This is a genomic window from Mesorhizobium argentiipisi (SeqCode), assembly GCF_037179585.1.
Classification (GTDB): Bacteria; Pseudomonadota; Alphaproteobacteria; order Rhizobiales; family Rhizobiaceae; genus Mesorhizobium; species Mesorhizobium argentiipisi.
This window is the reverse complement of sequence record NZ_JAPYKO010000003.1, coordinates 367,340-385,322: the sequence shown is the minus strand read 5'-3', so window position 1 is coordinate 385,322 and position 17,983 is coordinate 367,340. Positions and strand designations below refer to the sequence as shown.

General features: G+C 57.2%; 16 protein-coding genes and 4 pseudogenes. 12 read left to right on the top strand and 8 right to left on the bottom strand.

Annotation, left to right across the window (positions count from 1 at the left end; translation table 11 throughout):
• Positions 1 to 377: 377 nt before the first annotated feature.
• The 3 genes from O7A05_RS07215 to O7A05_RS07205 all read right to left on the bottom strand — a co-directional run bounded on the left by O7A05_RS07215 (position 378) and on the right by O7A05_RS07205 (position 1,653).
• Complete coding sequence (locus tag O7A05_RS07215) at positions 378 to 515, bottom strand: hypothetical protein (RefSeq protein ID WP_337092286.1); 138 nt, start codon at positions 513 to 515, stop codon at positions 378 to 380.
• Positions 516 to 612: 97 nt separating this feature from the next.
• A complete protein-coding gene (locus O7A05_RS07210; RefSeq protein ID WP_337092285.1) occupies positions 613 to 1,098 on the bottom strand; it encodes a GNAT family N-acetyltransferase in 486 nt (161 codons plus the stop codon).
• Positions 1,099 to 1,440: 342 nt separating this feature from the next.
• The gene (locus O7A05_RS07205) at positions 1,441 to 1,653 is read right to left on the bottom strand and encodes a hypothetical protein (RefSeq protein WP_337092284.1); all 213 of its coding nucleotides are present in this window, start codon (positions 1,651 to 1,653) and stop codon (positions 1,441 to 1,443) included.
• Positions 1,654 to 1,966: 313 nt separating this feature from the next.
• Here O7A05_RS07205 and O7A05_RS07200 point away from each other — a divergent pair, with 313 nt between their 5' ends.
• Entirely contained in the window at positions 1,967 to 2,467 is a 501-nt protein-coding gene (locus tag O7A05_RS07200; RefSeq protein ID WP_337092283.1) for a GNAT family N-acetyltransferase, read from the top strand.
• Positions 2,468 to 2,940: 473 nt separating this feature from the next.
• Here O7A05_RS07200 and O7A05_RS07195 read toward each other — a convergent pair whose 3' ends face one another.
• A complete protein-coding gene (locus O7A05_RS07195; RefSeq protein ID WP_337092282.1) occupies positions 2,941 to 3,198 on the bottom strand; it encodes a hypothetical protein in 258 nt (85 codons plus the stop codon).
• Here O7A05_RS07195 and O7A05_RS34355 point away from each other — a divergent pair.
• The 5 genes and pseudogenes from O7A05_RS34355 (at position 3,091) to O7A05_RS07175 (ending at position 6,916) form a co-directional block, all read left to right on the top strand.
• Positions 3,091 to 3,498, top strand: a complete 408-nt coding sequence (locus O7A05_RS34355) for an SET domain-containing protein-lysine N-methyltransferase (RefSeq protein ID WP_415926976.1) — start codon at positions 3,091 to 3,093, stop codon at positions 3,496 to 3,498. The two genes, O7A05_RS07195 and O7A05_RS34355, sit on opposite strands and share 108 nt — an antisense overlap.
• A 494-nt stretch (positions 3,499 to 3,992) precedes the next feature.
• On the top strand, positions 3,993 to 4,139 hold the full coding sequence (locus tag O7A05_RS07190) for a hypothetical protein (protein WP_337092281.1): 147 nt from the start codon (positions 3,993 to 3,995) through the stop codon (positions 4,137 to 4,139).
• Between the two features lie 213 nt (positions 4,140 to 4,352).
• Positions 4,353 to 4,576: pseudogene (locus O7A05_RS07185) on the top strand (IS110 family transposase); the annotation flags it as partial.
• A gap of 159 nt (positions 4,577 to 4,735) precedes the next feature.
• Positions 4,736 to 5,424 (top strand): annotated as a pseudogene (locus O7A05_RS07180) (transposase); the annotation flags it as partial.
• A 265-nt stretch (positions 5,425 to 5,689) separates the two neighbouring features.
• Positions 5,690 to 6,916 (top strand): ATP-grasp domain-containing protein, encoded by a 1,227-nt coding sequence (locus O7A05_RS07175; protein ID WP_337092280.1) that lies wholly within the window; start codon positions 5,690 to 5,692, stop codon positions 6,914 to 6,916.
• A gap of 91 nt (positions 6,917 to 7,007) precedes the next feature.
• Here the strand turns inward: O7A05_RS07175 and O7A05_RS07170 are convergent, their stop codons facing one another.
• The 3 genes and pseudogenes from O7A05_RS07170 to O7A05_RS07160 all read right to left on the bottom strand — a co-directional run bounded on the left by O7A05_RS07170 (position 7,008) and on the right by O7A05_RS07160 (position 8,996).
• Positions 7,008 to 7,301 carry a glycine cleavage T C-terminal barrel domain-containing protein gene (locus O7A05_RS07170; RefSeq protein ID WP_337092447.1) on the bottom strand — a complete coding sequence of 98 codons (294 nt, stop codon included), beginning with the start codon at positions 7,299 to 7,301 and terminating at the stop codon, positions 7,008 to 7,010.
• Between the two features lie 153 nt (positions 7,302 to 7,454).
• A pseudogene (locus tag O7A05_RS07165) lies at positions 7,455 to 8,011 on the bottom strand (FAD-dependent oxidoreductase); the annotation flags it as partial.
• A 73-nt stretch (positions 8,012 to 8,084) separates the two neighbouring features.
• Complete coding sequence (locus tag O7A05_RS07160; RefSeq protein WP_337092279.1) at positions 8,085 to 8,996, bottom strand: alpha/beta fold hydrolase; 912 nt, start codon at positions 8,994 to 8,996, stop codon at positions 8,085 to 8,087.
• Positions 8,997 to 10,165: 1,169 nt separating this feature from the next.
• On the opposite strand from O7A05_RS07160, the gene O7A05_RS07155 reads away from it, so the two are divergent.
• Positions 10,166 to 10,627 carry an IS110 family transposase gene (locus O7A05_RS07155; protein WP_337092278.1) on the top strand — a complete coding sequence of 154 codons (462 nt, stop codon included), beginning with the start codon at positions 10,166 to 10,168 and terminating at the stop codon, positions 10,625 to 10,627.
• Between the two features lie 562 nt (positions 10,628 to 11,189).
• On the opposite strand, the pseudogene O7A05_RS07150 reads toward O7A05_RS07155, so the two are convergent.
• Positions 11,190 to 11,602, bottom strand: a pseudogene (locus tag O7A05_RS07150) (helix-turn-helix domain-containing protein); the annotation flags it as partial.
• A gap of 911 nt (positions 11,603 to 12,513) precedes the next feature.
• On the opposite strand from O7A05_RS07150, the gene O7A05_RS07145 reads away from it, so the two are divergent.
• From O7A05_RS07145 to O7A05_RS07125, 5 genes are read left to right on the top strand one after another with little or no spacing between them, the layout of a single operon-like run.
• Entirely contained in the window at positions 12,514 to 14,094 is a 1,581-nt protein-coding gene (locus O7A05_RS07145; protein ID WP_337092277.1) for an ABC transporter substrate-binding protein, read from the top strand.
• 20 nt (positions 14,095 to 14,114) lie between these two features.
• Positions 14,115 to 15,053 carry an ABC transporter permease gene (locus O7A05_RS07140; RefSeq protein WP_337092275.1) on the top strand — a complete coding sequence of 313 codons (939 nt, stop codon included), beginning with the start codon at positions 14,115 to 14,117 and terminating at the stop codon, positions 15,051 to 15,053.
• Position 15,054: 1 nt separating this feature from the next.
• On the top strand, positions 15,055 to 15,948 hold the full coding sequence (locus tag O7A05_RS07135; protein ID WP_337092274.1) for an ABC transporter permease: 894 nt from the start codon (positions 15,055 to 15,057) through the stop codon (positions 15,946 to 15,948).
• The gene (locus O7A05_RS07130) at positions 15,945 to 16,952 is read left to right on the top strand and encodes an ABC transporter ATP-binding protein (RefSeq protein WP_337092273.1); all 1,008 of its coding nucleotides are present in this window, start codon (positions 15,945 to 15,947) and stop codon (positions 16,950 to 16,952) included. The genes O7A05_RS07135 and O7A05_RS07130 overlap by 4 nt, the downstream gene beginning before the upstream one ends.
• Positions 16,949 to 17,953: an ABC transporter ATP-binding protein gene (locus O7A05_RS07125; protein ID WP_337092272.1), complete on the top strand. Its 1,005-nt coding sequence runs from the start codon at positions 16,949 to 16,951 to the stop codon at positions 17,951 to 17,953. Before O7A05_RS07130 ends, O7A05_RS07125 begins: the two co-directional genes overlap by 4 nt.
• Positions 17,954 to 17,983 lie beyond the last annotated feature (30 nt).

Here is a 17,983-nt window from a genome sequence, read left to right as displayed (position 1 = left end):
CCTGGGCTTTTCACAGGTAAGCGGGCAGCCCGACCTGCCCCCGCGCCTTGACCAAAGGAACGTAGGCAGAGAGGTCTTTGGCGACCAGGCCTTCGGCGCTGAGATACCGCAGAAACGAACGGAGCCGCGAACAGAAGGCCACGGCCGTAGCAGGGCTGCCGTCGCCTGCATGGCTCTTCGATATATCGGATGAAATTGAGGGCCGTTATCCGCGCGATGTCGTCGATGCAGTTGAGCGCTAGCGAGCGCAGAAACGGGCGCAAGTAGCTGGAATAGGCTACTGTCGTGGCTGGACTGACACCAAGCTTGCGCTGCAGGTAGCTTACCGCATAGGCGGTCATTAGAGCGACCCGGCAGGCCCTGCCACAGCCCTTCCCCTAGGCATAGGCGGAAGCATCCGTAGCCAGCCATTTGCGGCGATCCATCAAGACGTGGTTCTGGTAACCAAGGGCAGGAATGGCGATATCGACCTGCGGGGCCTTGCCGCCCCAGTGTGCCTCACCACCCTTCTGCACCGTCTCGGGGGTTGTCCTAAATTACAACAAGGCTGATTTGCCAAGGTTAACAGGGCCCAAAGATCATCCATCACGCAGACAAGTTGATGAATGCGATTCAGCGTAATTTCTTCCACAGCCATACGTCGTTGTGCCATTCATTGTGTATACGCACGGCCTCGTGAAGAACGACGACCCGCCGAAAGAAATGTTCAGAACTTCTTAGGCTCATAGCATTGCGTTCCCCAACACGCGAAACAAGTATCCTAAAACCAAGAATTGTTGCAACTTCAATCAATTTGGCGTGCATCAACTTTCCAATTCCCTTCCCGCGATGACTTTCATCAATGTAACGCGATGTCTCGGCGATATCCATATATTCGGCTCGCACAGAAAATCTGCTCAATGAGCACCAGCCGATCATTGTACGATCGATCTCATAGACGAACGCAGGATATGAATCTTGATGTTCCTTCAGCCAGGCGACTCGTTCGTTGTGAGTGTCGGGAGCAATTTGACTTATAGCAAAGATGCCGGGCTTCATCGCCTGATTGTAGATCTTTGCCATGCCGTTGGCATCTGTGTAAGTTGCACGTCGAAACATTGGTGTAACTCGTTTGTTCGTGTTAAGGGCGTGTGCTCGGTGTTTTAGTTGTTTCCGATGAGGAACGGGTCTCGAACAGGTATTCCGTTTCAGTTATGGGCGTCCGAGTCTCGAACGAGCTACGAGGAACGTTTCGCCGAGAAAGGCTTCGAAAGGCTCTTGCGCGGCAAGGTGCCGCCATTCGCGCATTCCCCCGCTCGGCTGGCTCGTCAGCGCCCGCAAGTCGACACGACGCACTGGAAAGCCGACATGATGGCGAAGGCGGCTGATATCGGCACTAACCCGGTGCGGCGCATTTGGAGGGCACGGGCGCAGCCGCACCGTTGGTGCCAGGTTCACGCTCTACAGCCAACCGAAATTGGTCGACAAACTCAAGGACATGTTCGATCTGTATGTCGACCCACCGGCCAAGGGGGGCTCGACCGCACCCGAACCCGCCTGCCAATTAAGAACGGCCGCGTCGGCGCCTTGACGCATGACTTCAATCAGCACGGCATCATTACCCTGTTTACCGCCCTCAACGTGCTCGACGTCACGGTCGGCGGTCTCGTCCATCCAGCGCCACATCCGCCTCACCAATGTCTCAAAAGGCATAGGTGCCGACCGGCAAGTCTGTCCACCTTCTCCTCGACGACTGTCGCCAAAAGCACGCTTACGTCTCCACACATGTCTACCGATGGTGACTGGGCACCCAGCGACATTGCCCGCTAACCTCTAGAAGGCGGATGCCCGCTGTCCGCCTGTTTAGGCGGTTAGCTTTGTCCACCCAACTACCAGCTCTGGTAGGTTGCAGCGCGCTCCGGAGAACGTCACTCTCAGATGGCTGATCGACCCCACCCACTATGCAAAAGAGGTCGGAGGACATCTGATGTTGTACCAAGTGCGGCCGTTGCGAGCAGGCGACCTGCCAAGCGTGACAGAGATCCATAACCTCGCATGTTGCGCCAGGGAATCAACAGAAGGAAAGCGCCCTTGGAGCATCAGGAAAATGAGAGAATTTCTATTCGAAGCGCATCCGTCGCTCGAGTCCTACACGTGCGTGGCCAATGGAGTCGTGGTCGGCTGGACAGCGTTCACGCCGTTCCGCGTCAAAGAAGATGCTGACCACACAGCCGAGATGTCGCTTTATGTTCACCAGTCATTTCGTCGCAAGGGAATTGGAACGGCTCTCGCGCAAACCCTTTTGAATCGCGCAGCTATGCTTGATCTACATTGCATTTTCGCAATCGTGTTTAAGGATATGCCTGGTGTCATATCCTTCGCAGAAAGGAAATGTGGATTTTCAGTCGCCGGTTGCCTTCCAGAGGTCTTTTCTGACGGTAAAAAATATTACGACCTCTTGGTTCTTGAAAGGCCGATAGAAGGGTGAACCCGGTCCATCGCCTGAGGTCGTGATCGAGTGGCTCAGCCATTCGGCATAGTACCGTTCGCTCGCGCGATCACCGACGCTAAAGCGCGCTGGACGGATCGCCAGCCTGTCGGTGTTCGCCACACAAGCTTGTCTAGCCAGTCTTCTGTCTGGCTCAGGCTAAACAGCTGCCAAATCGGCACGAATTTTGAAGCTTTCATGACGAGGCGGCGAGGGCTGCCGACCGGCCTTGATGTTGCGGGCGTTCGATGGATGAAAGGAGGAAGAAAGGCAAATTTCAGGGTCGCCGTCACATTGCCTTAGCGGCAAGGGGCGTCGGCAAGTCCGCCGCCCAAACGGCATCAAATGAACTAAATAGGTACCCCGCAGTCACAGTGCCGTTAGGCAAAAAGGTGGGAACCCTAAGCACCGACCCCGAACATCAAGTATTACGCGTTATCTAGCACTATGGAAGGAATTTGGCCATGCCGACCTCACACATTGACAAACGAACGACAATCTTGACAGACGATGTCCTCTGTGCTCGGCGACTCAATGCCCGTAACGTAAGTGTCCTTGAGACCGGTGACGATAGGGGCCGCGGCGTATTCGCTGCTCGGGATTTCCTGCCGGGCGAGGTCGTCATCATTGGGCTTCTTGACCGCCTGGAAGGGATTCGGACGACAAACTCGATCCAACTGAATTGGGATGTCCATGCTCTCTTTGAGAAGCCGGCTGTAATTGTGAATCATTCTTGTAATCCGAATTTGGCGATCGTGCCCAATCGGTTCGGAGCCTACGATTTTATAGCTATTCGGGAAATTTATTCTGGTGTCGAAGTGACGTGGGACTATGCAACCTCGGAGCTCGAATGCATCGGGATCTCAGTCTGTCTTTGTTCGGCGGCAAATTGCCGAGGTTCAGCCGGAGGCTTTTCTAAGTTACCTCCCGATCATCCGATGGTCGTGGCTCGGTTCTACGCACCATATCTTGAGGTAACCATGAGAAGTCCCGAAAAAGAAATGTCGCCACTTGGAATCATTCCGCCATGAGCACCTCGAAGGCGTGACTTGGCGACGTGATGTCGAAGGCCTACATGAAGTCTTGAAGCTTTGATATTGCCTGTTTCGTGAATCGGATCGGCGGTGTGCCAGGGCTTCAGACGAACACCGAACCATTCGAGAGGCTTCGGCTGATAATGGCGTAGATGATTATTGAAGCTCTCGATAACCCGTTATCCGGCATGTTGTCTAGCTGCCCTCGTTCGTTCTGTCGTAAGATCATGGGACACTGGGAGCGAGTAAATGCGGGCAAGGAGCGTCCTATACAACCGGAAATTCGAGCACGCTAGCCGCCCTTACGACTCGCCCGATGCCCTTGAGCGCGGATCCGTATAGCGCGGGATGACTTGGAGAGTGAATAGAAAAGGATTCCCCATGGCGAGCAAACAAAACCGCTGCCGCGGTAGCTGATGCGGGGTCTGGCGTGGGCAGGTCCCTTCTGACAAGACATGTGTCGAGCCAACGTTCCAGAGCGGAAAACCCTGATGGCCCAGATAAGCCCTCTGCGTCAATGGATGATTGAAGATCTGACGATCCGCAATTTGTCACCGGAGACCCAGCGATCCTACGTGCATCACGTGGCGAAGTTTCAATCGATTTTGGACGATCACCCGATCAACTGGGATACGTAGAAGGGCGCGCCTATCAGGCCCGCTTGGAGGGCAGCCGAAGGTCTCGTGGGGCGCGTTGAACCAGACCGTTTGCGCCTTGCGTTTCTTCTGCAGCGTGAGGCTGGGTCGATCTGAATTGCCCGAGTTGACCTGATGTCATGGACGGCCTCCGCTCCCGGCATCGCAATGTTCCAAAGTGTGGCTGGCGAAAGTCACATAAGGGGGAGCCGTCCCATGGAGAAGGTTAGAACAGTCGGTTTGGATATCACCAAGCACGTCTTTCAGACTCGCGGTGTAAACGCGTTTGGCGCGGTAGGCCTCCGCCGAAAGCTGCGTCGTGACGATGTCGCTGGTTATTTCAAGGGCGTTGCCGCGTGCCTGATCGCAATCGACGGGTGTGCGACCGCACACCACTGGGCTCTGGTGTCCTTAGAGTGCTGGATCACGAGGTTAGGCTCGCCGGCGTAGCACGTCAAGATTCCGTGAGGAGGAGACGCGCGCGCCCAGCTTTGGAAGAGTTGGGTCACTACTTTCTCGATGGAGACCTTTGCCATGCAGACTGCCAGAATGACCTCCGCACATACGATTGCGACCGTTGAGTGCGGCGCGATTTACGTTCTCTGGAGCTCAGCTGCTCAACGTGGCTGGTGATCACACTTGCGGCCCCCGTAGGGCCCAAGCTGTCGAGGCATTAGGTGCGGGGTGAGGATATGCCGGGGCTGCTGGAGTGGTTTTCGGATCTGCAACGCCATGTCCGCCGCCGGACCGGCCGGATTGTCCCAGTGATCGTTGTCCAGGAAGCCGGACTGGCCGGGTTCTGGATTCACCGCGCCTTGATCGCGGAAGGGATCGAGAGCCACGTTGTTCGCACACTCATGGCATGAAAAAGGGGCGAACCGCCGGAGTGCGTATCCGCATGTAAACCGGTTGAACGGTCTGTTCTTCGCGCAACGGATAGGCGGGTACGAGCCTCGGACCGCCGGGAGCACCTGAAGGCTCTGCGCACCGAAGAGGGGCGGTCGCTTCCAAAACATCTCAAGTCGCGGCCCTGCGCGAGCTAGAAGTCATCGAACTGCTGAACCGGCAGATCGAGGCCGTGAAGGCGGAGCGTGATGGGCTCTTGGAGGAGGCTCCGCCGGCCGGTTCCGTACTGGAGTCGGTTCGGATGTTGCTCAAGCTCAAGAGCATTGGCTCCGGTTTGCCGGTGCCTTGTGGTCCGAAGGCCTGGTTCCGGAAATTCGCAAACAGGCGCCAGGTCGCGGCCTATGCCGGTCTTGCGCCCACGCATTGGAAGAGTGGCACGATCGGCCAGCGCTTCTCGGCCATGCGGCGGTTCGGGGCAAACAGGCGACCCTTAAACATCGCAAGTCTGTAAATCATCGAGACGCTTCGAGCCGCACCGCCGGTAGCCAAAACATTGCAACACATCCTTCCATCAAATTCACACAATTTTCGCAACCACGAGGCGCTGACAATGGTATCTTCACGGGAACTCTCAGTGAGGGAACGGCCAAGAAAGCTGATGCCTACATACTTTGAGCCCCACAGCTTGCAACAGAGGATCAACGGCAATGGGAAGAAGAGCGCTCATCTTGGTTGAAGGCTGTGCATGGGGTTGTGGTCTGCTATACGTCCAAGCGGCCCAGCGTCTTGGCCTTCATCCAATAATCCTGTCAGCAGATCCAACTCAGTTCGACTATCTTGCGGCGGAAGGGATTGAGGCAATCCGCGTGGATACAAGCGATCTCGATGCGGTGATCCGCGAATGTTCCCGGGTAGGTGCGGCCTACGATATTGCTGGTATTACGGGCAGACCTTTGGTTTATGCGACAGTTGGCCACCTTTGCCAGCACTTCGATCTATCGGGACCGAACCCAGCAGCTATTGAGCGATGCCGCGACAAATTCACTCAACGCCAGCTCCTTGCGGGAGCCGGCGTTCCAATGCCTGCCTATCGGTTGGCAACGAATGCGAAGGACGTTGAAAGGTCTGCCGCAGAGATCGGTCTGCCGGTGATCCTTAAGCCAACTGTAAGCGGCGGAAGTACTGGAGTTCGACTGTGCCGAAACTTCGAAGAGGTAGCCGAACATACGACCTATCTGTTGGGCGGGAAGTACACATGGCTGTCGTCGCCGAGGATACTTGTCGAAGAATGCGCAGAAGGCCCCTACTATGGCGCTGACATAATGGGAAATGAGGTCGTTGGGATTGGGTCTGGTGAATTTGGCCCTCCGCCGCATTTTGTCTATCGTCAGTTCACCTATCCGGCCCTTCTGACTGATGAGGATTATAACCGTATCGCCGATATTTCGTTGAGCTGTTTGCGAGCTCTCGACCTTGGCTGGGGGCCAACGAACATTGAATTCCGGTGGACGAAAGATGGCCCAGTCGTCATTGAAGTCAATCCGCGTATGGGCGGCACGCCCGATCCCCAACTAGTTCGGCTGGCTTATGGTATCGATCTAATCACAGAACACATTAAGCTAGCAATCGGCGACAAATGCGATTTGCGTAGAAGGCATTCGCACACTGCGGCCGCGCGGTTTCTTGTTGCTGATCGCGATGGCACCCTCGATTGGATCGGCGGCGACAGCCAAGCAGGCGCTGTGTCGGGTGTCTCCGAGGTCAAATTCTATGTTCCGCCCAGAACGCCGATCGTCAGGAAAGGCGATTATCGAGACACAATCGGACATGTTATCGTCGCTTCCACTAGCTACGCTCAGACCGAGGCAACACTGAATCGTGCCGTTGACTTCATCGATTGGGTGATCACAGCGTTTCCGACCTCTGGTGAATAGGACTGGCCAAGCATTGGTGCTTTGTCTGCATCGCCGCCTCTGGGCGACATCCTCGAGAGCAGGAGGTCTGCCGGTGCTTTTCCAATACATCTCAGCTACTCCTGTTTCCGCTATCATTGATGGAGTCGCGAACTTTCTCGTTCCGCGGATCGTAGAAGACCGATAGCTTGGCATCGGCCGGATAACGTTTTCCAGCTACCTCCACCTCAAAACTGGTTTCTTCGAGAAACTCCGTGTCGATACCGCCCTCGCGGGTCAGGTATGCCAGCCCCAGTGAAGCGCCAACACGATGCCCGAACGCGCCGGAGGTTACATGACCGACGACCGATCCGCCAACCCAAAGTGGCTCCTGGTGATAAAGCAAGGGCCCATCGGGATCGTTCATCCTCAGATGAACAAGACGTCTGGAAATGGGCCCTTTGTCCTTCTGACGAAGAAGGGCGTCACGGCCTATGAAATCCGATTTGTCCAGATTGACCGCGAAACCAAGTCCCGCTTGATAGGGCGTATCATCCGGCCCGATGTCGTGACCCCAGTGGCGGTAGCCTTTTTCGACCCGCATCGATCCCATCGCGAAATAGCCGCCATGCCTAAAGCCGTGGCGTACGCCGGTTTCCGCTAAGCGGTCGAAGACATGGCAAGCGAACTCGGCGGGGACGTAGAGTTCCCATCCCAGTTCGCCCACGTAGGTGACCCTGCTTGCCCTCACTTTGGCGTAACCGATCTCTATCTCCCGGCTCGTGCCGAACGGGAATGAGGAGTTGGAAAAATCGCCCCCCGCAATTTCCGAAAGGACCGCACGGGATTTCGGTCCCATAAGTCCGAACATCGGAAGTCCAGAGATCACGTCTGTTATAAAGACGTGTGCTTCGTCGGGGGCATGCCGACGCAACCATGTCATGTCCTTTATCTGTGACGTCGCTGCTGTCACATAGAGGAAGGCGGTTTCGGAAAGCGCGTTATCGTGACGTCAGCTTCGATCCCTCCGCGTTCGTTCAGACACTGGGTGTAAACAAGCCGGCCCACGGGCACATCGATATCGTTCGCGCAGATCCTGTTGAGGAACGAGCACGCATCCCTACCCTCGATGTTGAACTTGACAAAACAGGACTGGTCGAAAAGCGTGACGTGCTCGGCAGTGTTACGGCACTCCTGACCGCCACAACCGCTAAGGCCTGTCTTTGTTCATGACCAGCCACGCCAACACGTGCGGCATGAGTTGGCTGAAGTTATGCCCGACGTGGGGAAATAGCTCTAAGCTCGAATTCGGAATCTGGGTCTGCAGCCAATCGGAGTGGCGCCGCGCCGCGAAGAGATCCTCAAGGCCCCAAAAGAGCCGTGTAGGTACCGTTATCGATCCGAGTTCGAAACCCCATGGCGACACCCACGCTTGGGTGTCATCAACGTACGCATCCTCCTCCGAATAAGGGGAGGCAGATAATGCGAGCTGTCGTGCGATCTTGTCCTTCAACGGCGCTAGCAAGCGCTCTATGCGAAGGTCATTCTCCGGATACAACTGATGCTCAATTTCCGGATCATGCCAGTTGGCGGCCACCCGCCTGTAGAATTCGCGTGACCCCTCTGGGCCCTTCCGTGCCTCTATGATCTCGTCACGCATGAGGGGGGACGGCCCGTCGGCATAGTCGAACCCCCCTGGACCAAAGTTCGGACCATTACCGCCAAGGAACGCTGCCCTTGAAATGCGCTTGGGCAGCAGCGCTGCGGTGGCAAGCGCGAGCATCCCGCCCCCAGAATGGCCGAATACCGATGCGATGTCGACAGACAGATGATCGAGGATGGCCTCCACAACCGGGGCGATGTCGCGCACTTTGCGCCCGGGCTGCGGGGTTGAGCCCCCGTAGCCCTGGCGATCGAACGTAACGAGGCGACAGAAGATTGCGCCGCTGGCCACGTAATTCACAATGTGGCCCAAGCCGATGCTGGGCGTCCCATGGATCCCGATCACGACCGGGACGTCGGGCGGCCCAACCTCATAGGCGCGAATGGTGCTGCCGCCAGGCATTTGGACGTCGAACACGCGTGGGGTTAGGTACTTCTCAATGGGCGAAGATTCCTGCATCTCTATTTCCTTATGTGATAGTGCGATTTTGGAGCCAAGCATCCGCCTTCACTTGCCAGCCGGCAGGCGGATGTGGTGTGGTCTCACTTCGATAGCTCGCGGCTCCTCTTGCGGGCAGCGATCCAAGGCTATTGAGCAACGCGGATGAGAGCGTACCCCCACGAAAAAACCGTTTATGGTCGCCGACGAGGCAAAAGCTCTTGACTTACCCAGCGTGGAGCTGATCCCACTAGCGCCTTCACAACCGCACGGCGACTAATGGCCACTTGTTCATGGTATTCTCCCATTATTATTTGTGGTTCCATTCGAAGCAGGCCGGCGACGCTTGGTATCCCCTAAACCCTCCGGTCCGTTCCCAATTATGGCGTTCATTTGGGTTGCGGATGATCGATCCCACAAGCATATATTTCATATCGCCCCTATCTTGAAGCGAGATAGGTAAAGCGAGATCACGTTTTGATGTGCTTGCGCACTCAGACGAAGGCGAAGCCCTGGTGAACTACAAGTCCTGGACGCCCTTCTGTTTGTCAACGGTGACGCTGTTCTGGTTGATCTCCCGGTGGCACTTGGTGATGATATGGAAGACCTCGCGCACGATGTAACGCTTGTACTTCGGCAAGGCGCTTGGCCGCCACACCCCAACCAGTCTTCGGCTATCTCGCCCGCGGCTGGATCGAGGCACGCTAACTCACGAAGGGAGCCGCCGCGGCAAAGCGAACTCTCAGACGACCAGTCAATAGGCAGGGCGCGGACCGCTCGCACAGGCGATCAAGGAAGAAGGCATCATGAAAACTTCGCTGCAACCGTGCTTCTTGATCTCTTGCTTCACCTCACCATCGTTATCCTGATCGAGGAATCAAGCTACCGCCTTCGACAGCACGCCGATCTCGTCCCGACACGTTCGATCAAATGCGCATATCAACCCGCGCCGCGGAAAAAGCGCCGCCAGGAGTGAAATCCGACGATCAAGAGGCCCGCGACCACCGAGCCCCTTGTGTGTCTAGAATCGTGCATTGTTGTTGAGGGTGCCACGGATCAGGTTCTTGCCTGATCCGTGGAGAGCCCGTCGCCCCTAAGGTGGCCTAAGCCGTAGGTGAGCCGGTGCCTGACCGTCTTCTTTGAACAGTTGCAAGGAGCAAGCCCCCGCACACAAGGAAGGGATCGAGGAGATGGCTGAAGAGACGTCTCAGGACGTCGGTATTGACGTCGCCAAGCGGTGGCTCGACGTGTCAGTGTTTCAGACGCAAGAGCACGCACGTTTCGACAACGACCAAGATGGTTGGACCAAGCTGATCAAGTGGCTGACGGGCCGCACCGTGCGCGCCATCGGCATGGAACCGAGCGGTGGCTATGAACGCGGCGTGGCCAAGGCGCTCCGCAAGGCAGGCCCGCTGGCCAGGAATGTCAATCCGCACAAGCCGCGCCACTATGCCCGCGCCCTTGGCCGCATGGCCAAGAACGATCGCAATGATGCTCTTCTAGAACTCGGCCCTGGCAAGCACAGTTGCTCACCCCTGTCGGGCAGGGAGAATTGGACGCCCACATTCGCCGAGACTTCGCTGCCCGTTGGCAACCGCCAATCCAACACCTTCCCGCCAGTCGGAATCATGCCGACCGAACCGCCCAAATGACCGACGCCACCGAGCTCGATCTCCACCACCGCAGACGCTGTCGGCGTGTCTCGGCAAGCCGAGCCGAGCCGCGTCTCGCTGCGACGTGGGCGCACCGCTCTCGATTGCCTTGCGCCGCCAGCCAGACAGCTGCGAGGCGCCAGCCCAACCTCGCGCGCGATCGCCGACACGTTCGCAATCCGGCTTGAGACTCTTCAATCAGCCGTGCCTTCGCTTGCGCCGACCAGCGCCGTCGCGGACGCTGCGGGGGTGCTCCCAGCTGGTTTGGAACCGCTTCAAGGACTTGGAAACCTCTATCATCAGACATAGGCGCAGACATGGGGATTGACACTGCAAGCTCCTTGGCTCTCTCAGTGTCATCGTCTGTCGTCCACCATCTCATGTAGTTCATGTCGCGCCAGATGGGGTCAGCTTCACGCTTACCACTGATGTGTTCGACATTCTGTTGCTTGTAGACGGCTGCCGCTTTGTTCGAGTCCCAGCCCGAGGACTGTCCGACGGGCATTTGACGCCACATTAGCCTTGAGCTTCGGCCGTTTAGTCCGTAGTCGGTCCTACGGGCGTTCCTCCAAGCACGCCCGCGTTGCCGTCTGTTTCGCGCGTCGGGGTTCTCTCGCTCAAGGGCGAACGAATGCCTTTCGACCATAGGCGCTCGCGCCGTAGGAACTGCCACACAGTGTCAGGCGACACCTTCACGCCACGCGCTGCAAGTTCAGCCTTCAGTTTGTGAACAGTCAAACACGGCGTCTGACGGATCCGTTCCCTGATGAATTCCCCATGAGGTTCCAGGACTCGTTTGCGGTATCCGCCCATCTTGCGGGGGGCAACAGAACCGCTGGAGCGGTAGCGCTGGGACCATTTGATCGTAGATGAGACGGCGATCCCCAACCGAGCCGCGACCGAGCGACAGCTCTCGCCCGCCTCAATAGCGTAGACGATTTGCTCACGCACAGCCTTGGGAAGAGGTGCTGTCATCCGATGGTGGTCTTCCGACTATTCGTATGTGGCACCATTGGTCCTCTGCCTGCGACATGTGTCAAATCCAATTTTAGTATCGTGCTCATCTTACGATTAGATGGTCTTGAAGTGCAGGTTACAATTAGATGGTCTTGAAGTGCAGGCCTTTGAAGTGGTTGGCTGGCGGCCAACTGGCGCCGCTGTTCCAGATTTCTGAGAGTCGCGTCAGCTCTTTTCAGATCAGACTTGCGGCCGGTTGGGCGCCAGACGACCGTGTGAGGGCAGGATCGCTATTTGGGCCTCGTCCTTGAGAAGCCATCTGAATGATTGACGGTACAAATCTACAAGCAACGACTCGCCCACTTTGTTCGGCAAGGTCACGGCCTCGAACTAACCAGGTCCTCCCAATCCCATTCCGCATCCCAACATCGGCAGCATACCTGCCGGCGGCCCGTCCATAAATGGGTTTATCACTCGGAGAGATATCCTTCTAGAATTCCACTCCCCGTTCTTCCGGGCGCAGTGGCCCAAGCACCCGCGCCTGCATGTGGCATGCAGCGGGGGTCGGCCTTGTCGAAAGAGGAACTGAATTTGTGCCTGGGGGACTGCCGATCCGGTAACCTTGTTCCGGATTGAAACAGGACGGGATGAGCTTTGAACGACCTTACCTGGAGCAATGTCTTGACGGCGACATCCAGGCAGAGGCGAGCTAAGGGTACGACTGGGTGTCAGCTTATCTCGAAGCCAGATGATGCTAATATCGACAATGAATTTGACGCGTCTGGCTTTTCTGGCCGACCTTCAACCTAAGAGCTGGGATCTGAGGTAACCAGTCTCCCATTGTCCAGCGTCGAGCATGGACCATGGCTCCATCAGAGTTTGGCAAGCTCAGAGTGGCAAATCGCTTAACAGAATCGGGAGGAAGAATCATGAACGATATCGTAGGCAATGTGAGCCGCCGGGCTTTTCTCAAAACGGGCGCCGCCCTTGGCGGGGGTATCCTCGCTGCAGGCATGCCCTTGTCCCAAGTCATCTGGGCAGCCGAGGGCAAAGTGCTTAAGGCACGCGGCACTGGGGACCCCACTACGCTCGATCCGGGTTTCTACGCGGGTAGCAACGAAATCGACCTTATGTACTGCATCTATTCAAAGCTCACGCGTTATAAGCCAGGCTCCGAATGGGGTTGGGAATTGGAGGCGGCCGAAAAAATGGAGCAGGTCGATCCCACCCATATCCGCTTCCATCTTAAGAAGGGTATCAAATTTACCGGCCATGGCGAGATGACCGCCAGGGACGTCAAATTTTCCTTCGAGCGCGTAATCAAGCACAATTCGCCAGTGAAGCTGGATTGGGGGCCGCTCGATCATGTCGAGATCGAGGATGACTATACTGGCGTGATCGTATTCAAGACGCCGTACGTGGCGGCCTGGAACATTGCATTCCCCTATGGGGTTGGCCATATCGTTTCCGAGGATGCGGTGATGAAGGCGACCGGTGTTGGCGGCAGTTTCGGCATGCAGCCGCCGGCTTTCTCTGGGCCATATGTGCTCGCCGACTTCAAACAAAACCAGCATGTGATTTTGACGCGCAATCCAGAGTGGGCGGGGCCAAAGCCGGGCTTCGACGAAATCCAAATCATTTCGATTAACGACGTCAAGACGGCGGAACGCGCCTATCAGGCCGGCGGCATTGATTTCACCCGTATCAGTCTGGATTCGCTTGCAACGTTTAAGAGCAATCCGCCCGCCGACACCAAGATCGAAGAGCATCCCTCGCTCTACCGCCACTGGATCGGCATGAATATGGACCACCCGAAGCTGAAGGACATCAATGTCCGCAAGGCAATCCAGTGGGCGATCAATGTGCCGCAAATCCTGGATGCGGCGTATGCGGGACAGGCGCAGGTTGCGACGGGCACCGTTCCTCCAGGCATTGTGGGACATCGTGAAAAAGCGCTCGTCCCGCCGGAAGGCGATCTCGCGAAGGCCAAGGAGTTCTTGGAAAAGGCCGGTGTGGGCGATCTGACCTTGACCATCGATTGCCTCAACGAGAGCACTTATACGACCATAGCCCAGACTGTGCAGGCGCAATTGTCGCAGATAGGCATCACGACTGAGATCAAGGTCCAGGATGCCGGCTCGTTCTGGACGCTCGGCATGGAATCGGAGGGCGATCGCTGGAAGGAGATGCAGATCACCGTCATGTACTACACGACTGTTCCTGATCCCCAATACGCAACATGGGAGTTTACGCAAGGGCAAGTGGGTATCTGGAACTGGGAACGGTTCCGCAGTGAGCGTTTTGATGAGCTCTTCGCCAAGGGAGCCACCATCAGCGACCCGAACGATCGGGCGAAGGTATATCAAGAGATGCAGGATCTAATGGAGGAATCCGGCGCCTACCGGTTCCTGACCCATGGCGGGAACCCGGTCATGTATCGCACCACACAAACGCAGGCCGTAACTCGTCCGGACGGCTACCCGCTGTTCCTAGATTTCAAGCCAGTTTAGCTCCAGGTGGCGCAGGAAATATGTGGCTGTATTTCGTCAAGCGTATCATCCTCGCGATCGCAATCATTGCGATCGCGGTGACGCTTCTGTTCCTGGTGATCAGGGTGGTGCCCGGCGATCCTGCCGCGATTTTGCTCGGACCACGCTCCACGCCTGAAATGAGAGCGTTGCTTCATGAGCAGATGGGGCTCGACAAGCCGCTTGTTGTGCAGATCATCACGTTCTTCGGCGGATTGCTTCATGGCAATCTCGGCTTTGATGTGTTCAGCCAGAGGCCTGTTGCCGACATTGTCTTCGAGCAACTGCCCTATACAATCGAACTGATTTCGGTCTCGATCTTATGGGCGGTCGTACTAGCCGTGCCGCTTGGCTGCTACTCCGCGGTGCGGCGAAACTCCTTCGTCGACCAGGTGGCGGGGGTCCTGACGGTCGCCACAATCGCAATTCCTTCCTTCGTCGTGGCGGTCTACGCGCTGCTGATTTTTGCGGTCACCCTGCGCTGGTTGCCGGCGATCGGAGCAGGCGACGGTTTCCGAGATGGACTTATCCATCTCATCCTCCCAGCCTTTGCCATAGGCATTGGCTGGATCGGCTACATTTCCCGACTGGTACGTGCATCCATGCTTGAAATCCTGGGAGAAAACCACGTGCGCATGGCCCGCTCCTTCGGGATCTCGGAATGGCGCATCGTTGCGCGTTACGCGCTGCCGCTCGCGATCCTGCCGACCGTGACCATACTCGGCGTAGGCATAGCGTGGCTGCTTTCGTCCGCTGTCTTTATCGAAGTGGTCTTTGCGAGACCTGGTATCGGTGCGTTGATCGTGAATGCGGTCAATACGCGGAACTATCCGATTGTGATGGGCGTCGTCCTCGTCACCACGTTCCTTATCGTTGCCGCCACGACGCTCTCCGATGTGGTCAACGCATTCCTCGATCCGCGAACCCGGGAAAAACTCTGACATGGTGAGTGTGGAAGTCATCCGTCCCGAACCCAACGATGCAATGGCTAGCGGCGCCTTTCGCAACTTTTTGCAGCAATTTCGCAAAAGCCGCGTGGGCGTGCTCGGAGCTGTGCTTGTAATACTCATAGCAGCAACTGCGATCTTCGCTCCGCTGTTGATCACACACGATCCGATCCGGATCATGGTCGGGCCGCGTCTGGCCGCACCTTCACTGGATTTTCTGCTGGGTACCGACCACCTTGGTCGCGACACGTTTTCTCGCGCTATCGTGGGCGGTCGCATCCCGCTCCTCGTTGCTTTCGCGTCGCTCGGTAGTTCGCTGGCAGTCGGCCTAGTCCTTGGTTTGATCGCGGGCTTTGGTCCTCGCTGGCTCGACAATCTGCTTCTGCTCGTCTTCGATACGATCCGGTCGTTTCCCAGTATCATTTTCGCTCTGGCCATGATTGCGCTTCTGGGACCAAGCCTGGCGAGTGTCATCCTAGTCATCGCAATAACGTCCATGCCCATTTACGCTCGTGTCGTGCGCACCCAGACAGAGGCGCTGCGCAGCAGCGAGTACGTCGCTGCGGAGCGCAGTATGGGGGCTGGAACAACACGTATCCTCGCAGTGCACATACTGCCTAATGTCCTGGGCCCGCTTCTCATTCTGGTGAGCATGGACGTGCCGGCTGTGATTGCGGTTGAGGCGGGTCTCAGCTTCCTCGGCATGGGCGTGCGACCACCGACGCCTGATTGGGGAGCGATCCTCAATGATGGCTATAGCTATATCAATCAGACGCCCTGGCTCGTCATCGCCGGCGGCATTCCCATCGTTCTCGCAACGCTCGGATTCACATTTTTGGGTGAGTCGCTGCGCGACATCTTCGATCCCAAATTGCGGAAAGACCTATGAGACTGACACAGCATATGTCCGTCCGACCGCTTCTTGAGATCCGCGGGCTCAATCTCGATTTCGGTACGCCGCGTGGGCGCATCCATGCCCTGCGGAACATTTCGCTCGATGTGCCAACCGGTCAGGTGGTTGGCATCGTCGGGGAAAGCGGATCTGGAAAATCGACGCTTGCCTATACAGTAATGGGCCTGCTTTCCGAAAACGCAGATGTGACAGCCGGCAGCATCGTGTTCGAAGGTAAAGACCTGCTCAAAATGCCCGCTCAAGGGCGTCGGAACCTGCTCGGCGATCGTCTCTCCATGATCTTTCAGGATCCGATGACCGCACTCAATCCGGTGCGGACCATCGAGAGCCAGATGATCGATATCCAGCACCACAAACAAGGAAGCCGCAGCGAAAAGCGCGCTCGTGCGGTCGAGATGCTTCACCGGGTCGGTATTCCCGATCCCAAAAATCGGCTAGGTGCCTATCCGCATCAGTTCTCCGGCGGCATGCGCCAGCGCGTCTGTATCGCCATGGCGCTTCTTGTGAAACCCGCGCTCCTCGTCGCCGACGAGCCAACCACCGCGCTTGATGCAACCCTGGAAGTTCAGATCATTCATTTGCTCAAGGATCTACAAAAAGAAATTGGTTGCTCGATTCTCTTCGTCTCCCACCATCTCGGCGCGGTGGCTGAGTTGTGCGACCGGGTCGCCGTCATGTACGCGGGGGAAGTTGTGGAGCAGGGCGCCGTTCGAGACATCTTCCACAATCCTGCTCACCCCTACACGCGCGCGTTGCTTGAGTGCGACCCGGGGCGGATCAGGAAAAGCACACGCACTTTGCCAACCATTGCCGGTGAGGTGCCCAGTCTTGTGGGCAATAAGCAGGGATGTATCTTTCGTACGCGGTGCCCTCAGGCATTCGATCGCTGTGTGCAAGAGAACCCGGTCGAGTACCGCATCGGCGTGGACCAAGTCGCCCGATGCCATCTCCTGGACAAAGAACGGCTGGTTTTGGCATGAGCGCGCTGCTTCGGGTTGAGGACCTGCGCGTCCGCTTCCGCACCATGGGTCCGCTGAAGGCGCTGGCAACCGGGACAAAAGCCCCTTTCATCGACGCAGTATGCGGCGTATCCTTTGAAATCCGGAAGGGCGAGACACTCGCCCTTGTCGGCGAAAGCGGCTCAGGTAAATCCACCATTGGACGCACGATCATTGGACTGCAGCGGGCCGTGAGTGGCAGCATCCGCTTCGACGGACGGGAAATCGAGGAGCTCAGCGGGGCTGAACGCAAGCCCTACTTGCGACGCATGGCGATGATGTTCCAGGACCCCGTCGGGTCACTCTCGCCGAGGCTGACTGTTCGGTCGCTGCTGACAGAGCCATTTCGTATCCATGGATTGAAGCGACGCGATACCGGAGGCGAAGCAGAGCGCCTGCTTCGGATGGTCGGCTTGCCGGCGGACTTTGCTCGCCGTTATCCTCATCAGCTTTCCGGAGGTCAGGCCAGGCGCGTTGGCATCGCGCGAGCCCTTGCGCTCAAACCGGATTTGATCATTGCCGATGAGCCGACCGCAGGCCTCGATGTCTCGGTGCAGGGCGAGGTGCTCAATCTTCTCGCGCGGCTTCAGGACGAACTCGGCATGGCGATCCTGATCATCTCGCACAATCTCAATGTCGTGCGCCACATGACCGATCGCATGGCAATCATGTATCTCGGCCGCTTTATTGAGGTCGGCTCCACCGCGCGCATCTTTGAGCACCCGCGTCATCCCTACACCGAGGCGCTGCTTGCGGCCAATCCGGAGCCCGACCCGGATGCAGTGCTCAACAGAATCGAGCTCAAGGGAGAGGTGCCGAGCTTGATGAGGCGGCCATCCGGCTGTGAATTCCACACCCGGTGTCGCTACGCGCAGGATATCTGTAGCCGCGTCTTCCCCGAACCTTCAACAAACCCGGATGACACGGACCACAGCTTCAGATGCCATTTCCCGCTAGAGCGCCAAACAGGGCTGTTGGGGTAGCAAGGGCTGTCTCCAATTGGACCAATTCTG

Excerpts from the sequence above, each read along its gene's own strand:
- O7A05_RS07195 (WP_337092282.1), bottom strand. The coding sequence starts at position 3,198 with ATGATTCACAATTACAGCCGGCTTCTCAAAGAGAGCATGGACATCCCA.
- O7A05_RS07190 (WP_337092281.1), top strand. The coding sequence starts at position 3,993 with ATGGCCCAGATAAGCCCTCTGCGTCAATGGATGATTGAAGATCTGACG.
- O7A05_RS07135 (WP_337092274.1), top strand. The coding sequence starts at position 15,055 with ATGGTGAGTGTGGAAGTCATCCGTCCCGAACCCAACGATGCAATGGCT.
- O7A05_RS07130 (WP_337092273.1), top strand. The coding sequence starts at position 15,945 with ATGAGACTGACACAGCATATGTCCGTCCGACCGCTTCTTGAGATCCGC.
- O7A05_RS07170 (WP_337092447.1), bottom strand. The coding sequence starts at position 7,301 with ATGAACGATCCCGATGGGCCCTTGCTTTATCACCAGGAGCCACTTTGG.
- O7A05_RS07155 (WP_337092278.1), top strand. The coding sequence starts at position 10,166 with ATGGCTGAAGAGACGTCTCAGGACGTCGGTATTGACGTCGCCAAGCGG.
- O7A05_RS07125 (WP_337092272.1), top strand. The coding sequence starts at position 16,949 with ATGAGCGCGCTGCTTCGGGTTGAGGACCTGCGCGTCCGCTTCCGCACC.
- O7A05_RS07175 (WP_337092280.1), top strand. The coding sequence starts at position 5,690 with ATGGGAAGAAGAGCGCTCATCTTGGTTGAAGGCTGTGCATGGGGTTGT.
- O7A05_RS07210 (WP_337092285.1), bottom strand. The coding sequence starts at position 1,098 with ATGTTTCGACGTGCAACTTACACAGATGCCAACGGCATGGCAAAGATC.
- O7A05_RS07200 (WP_337092283.1), top strand. The coding sequence starts at position 1,967 with ATGTTGTACCAAGTGCGGCCGTTGCGAGCAGGCGACCTGCCAAGCGTG.
- O7A05_RS07160 (WP_337092279.1), bottom strand. The coding sequence starts at position 8,996 with ATGCAGGAATCTTCGCCCATTGAGAAGTACCTAACCCCACGCGTGTTC.
- O7A05_RS07205 (WP_337092284.1), bottom strand. The coding sequence starts at position 1,653 with ATGGACGAGACCGCCGACCGTGACGTCGAGCACGTTGAGGGCGGTAAA.
- O7A05_RS07145 (WP_337092277.1), top strand. The coding sequence starts at position 12,514 with ATGAACGATATCGTAGGCAATGTGAGCCGCCGGGCTTTTCTCAAAACG.
- O7A05_RS07140 (WP_337092275.1), top strand. The coding sequence starts at position 14,115 with ATGTGGCTGTATTTCGTCAAGCGTATCATCCTCGCGATCGCAATCATT.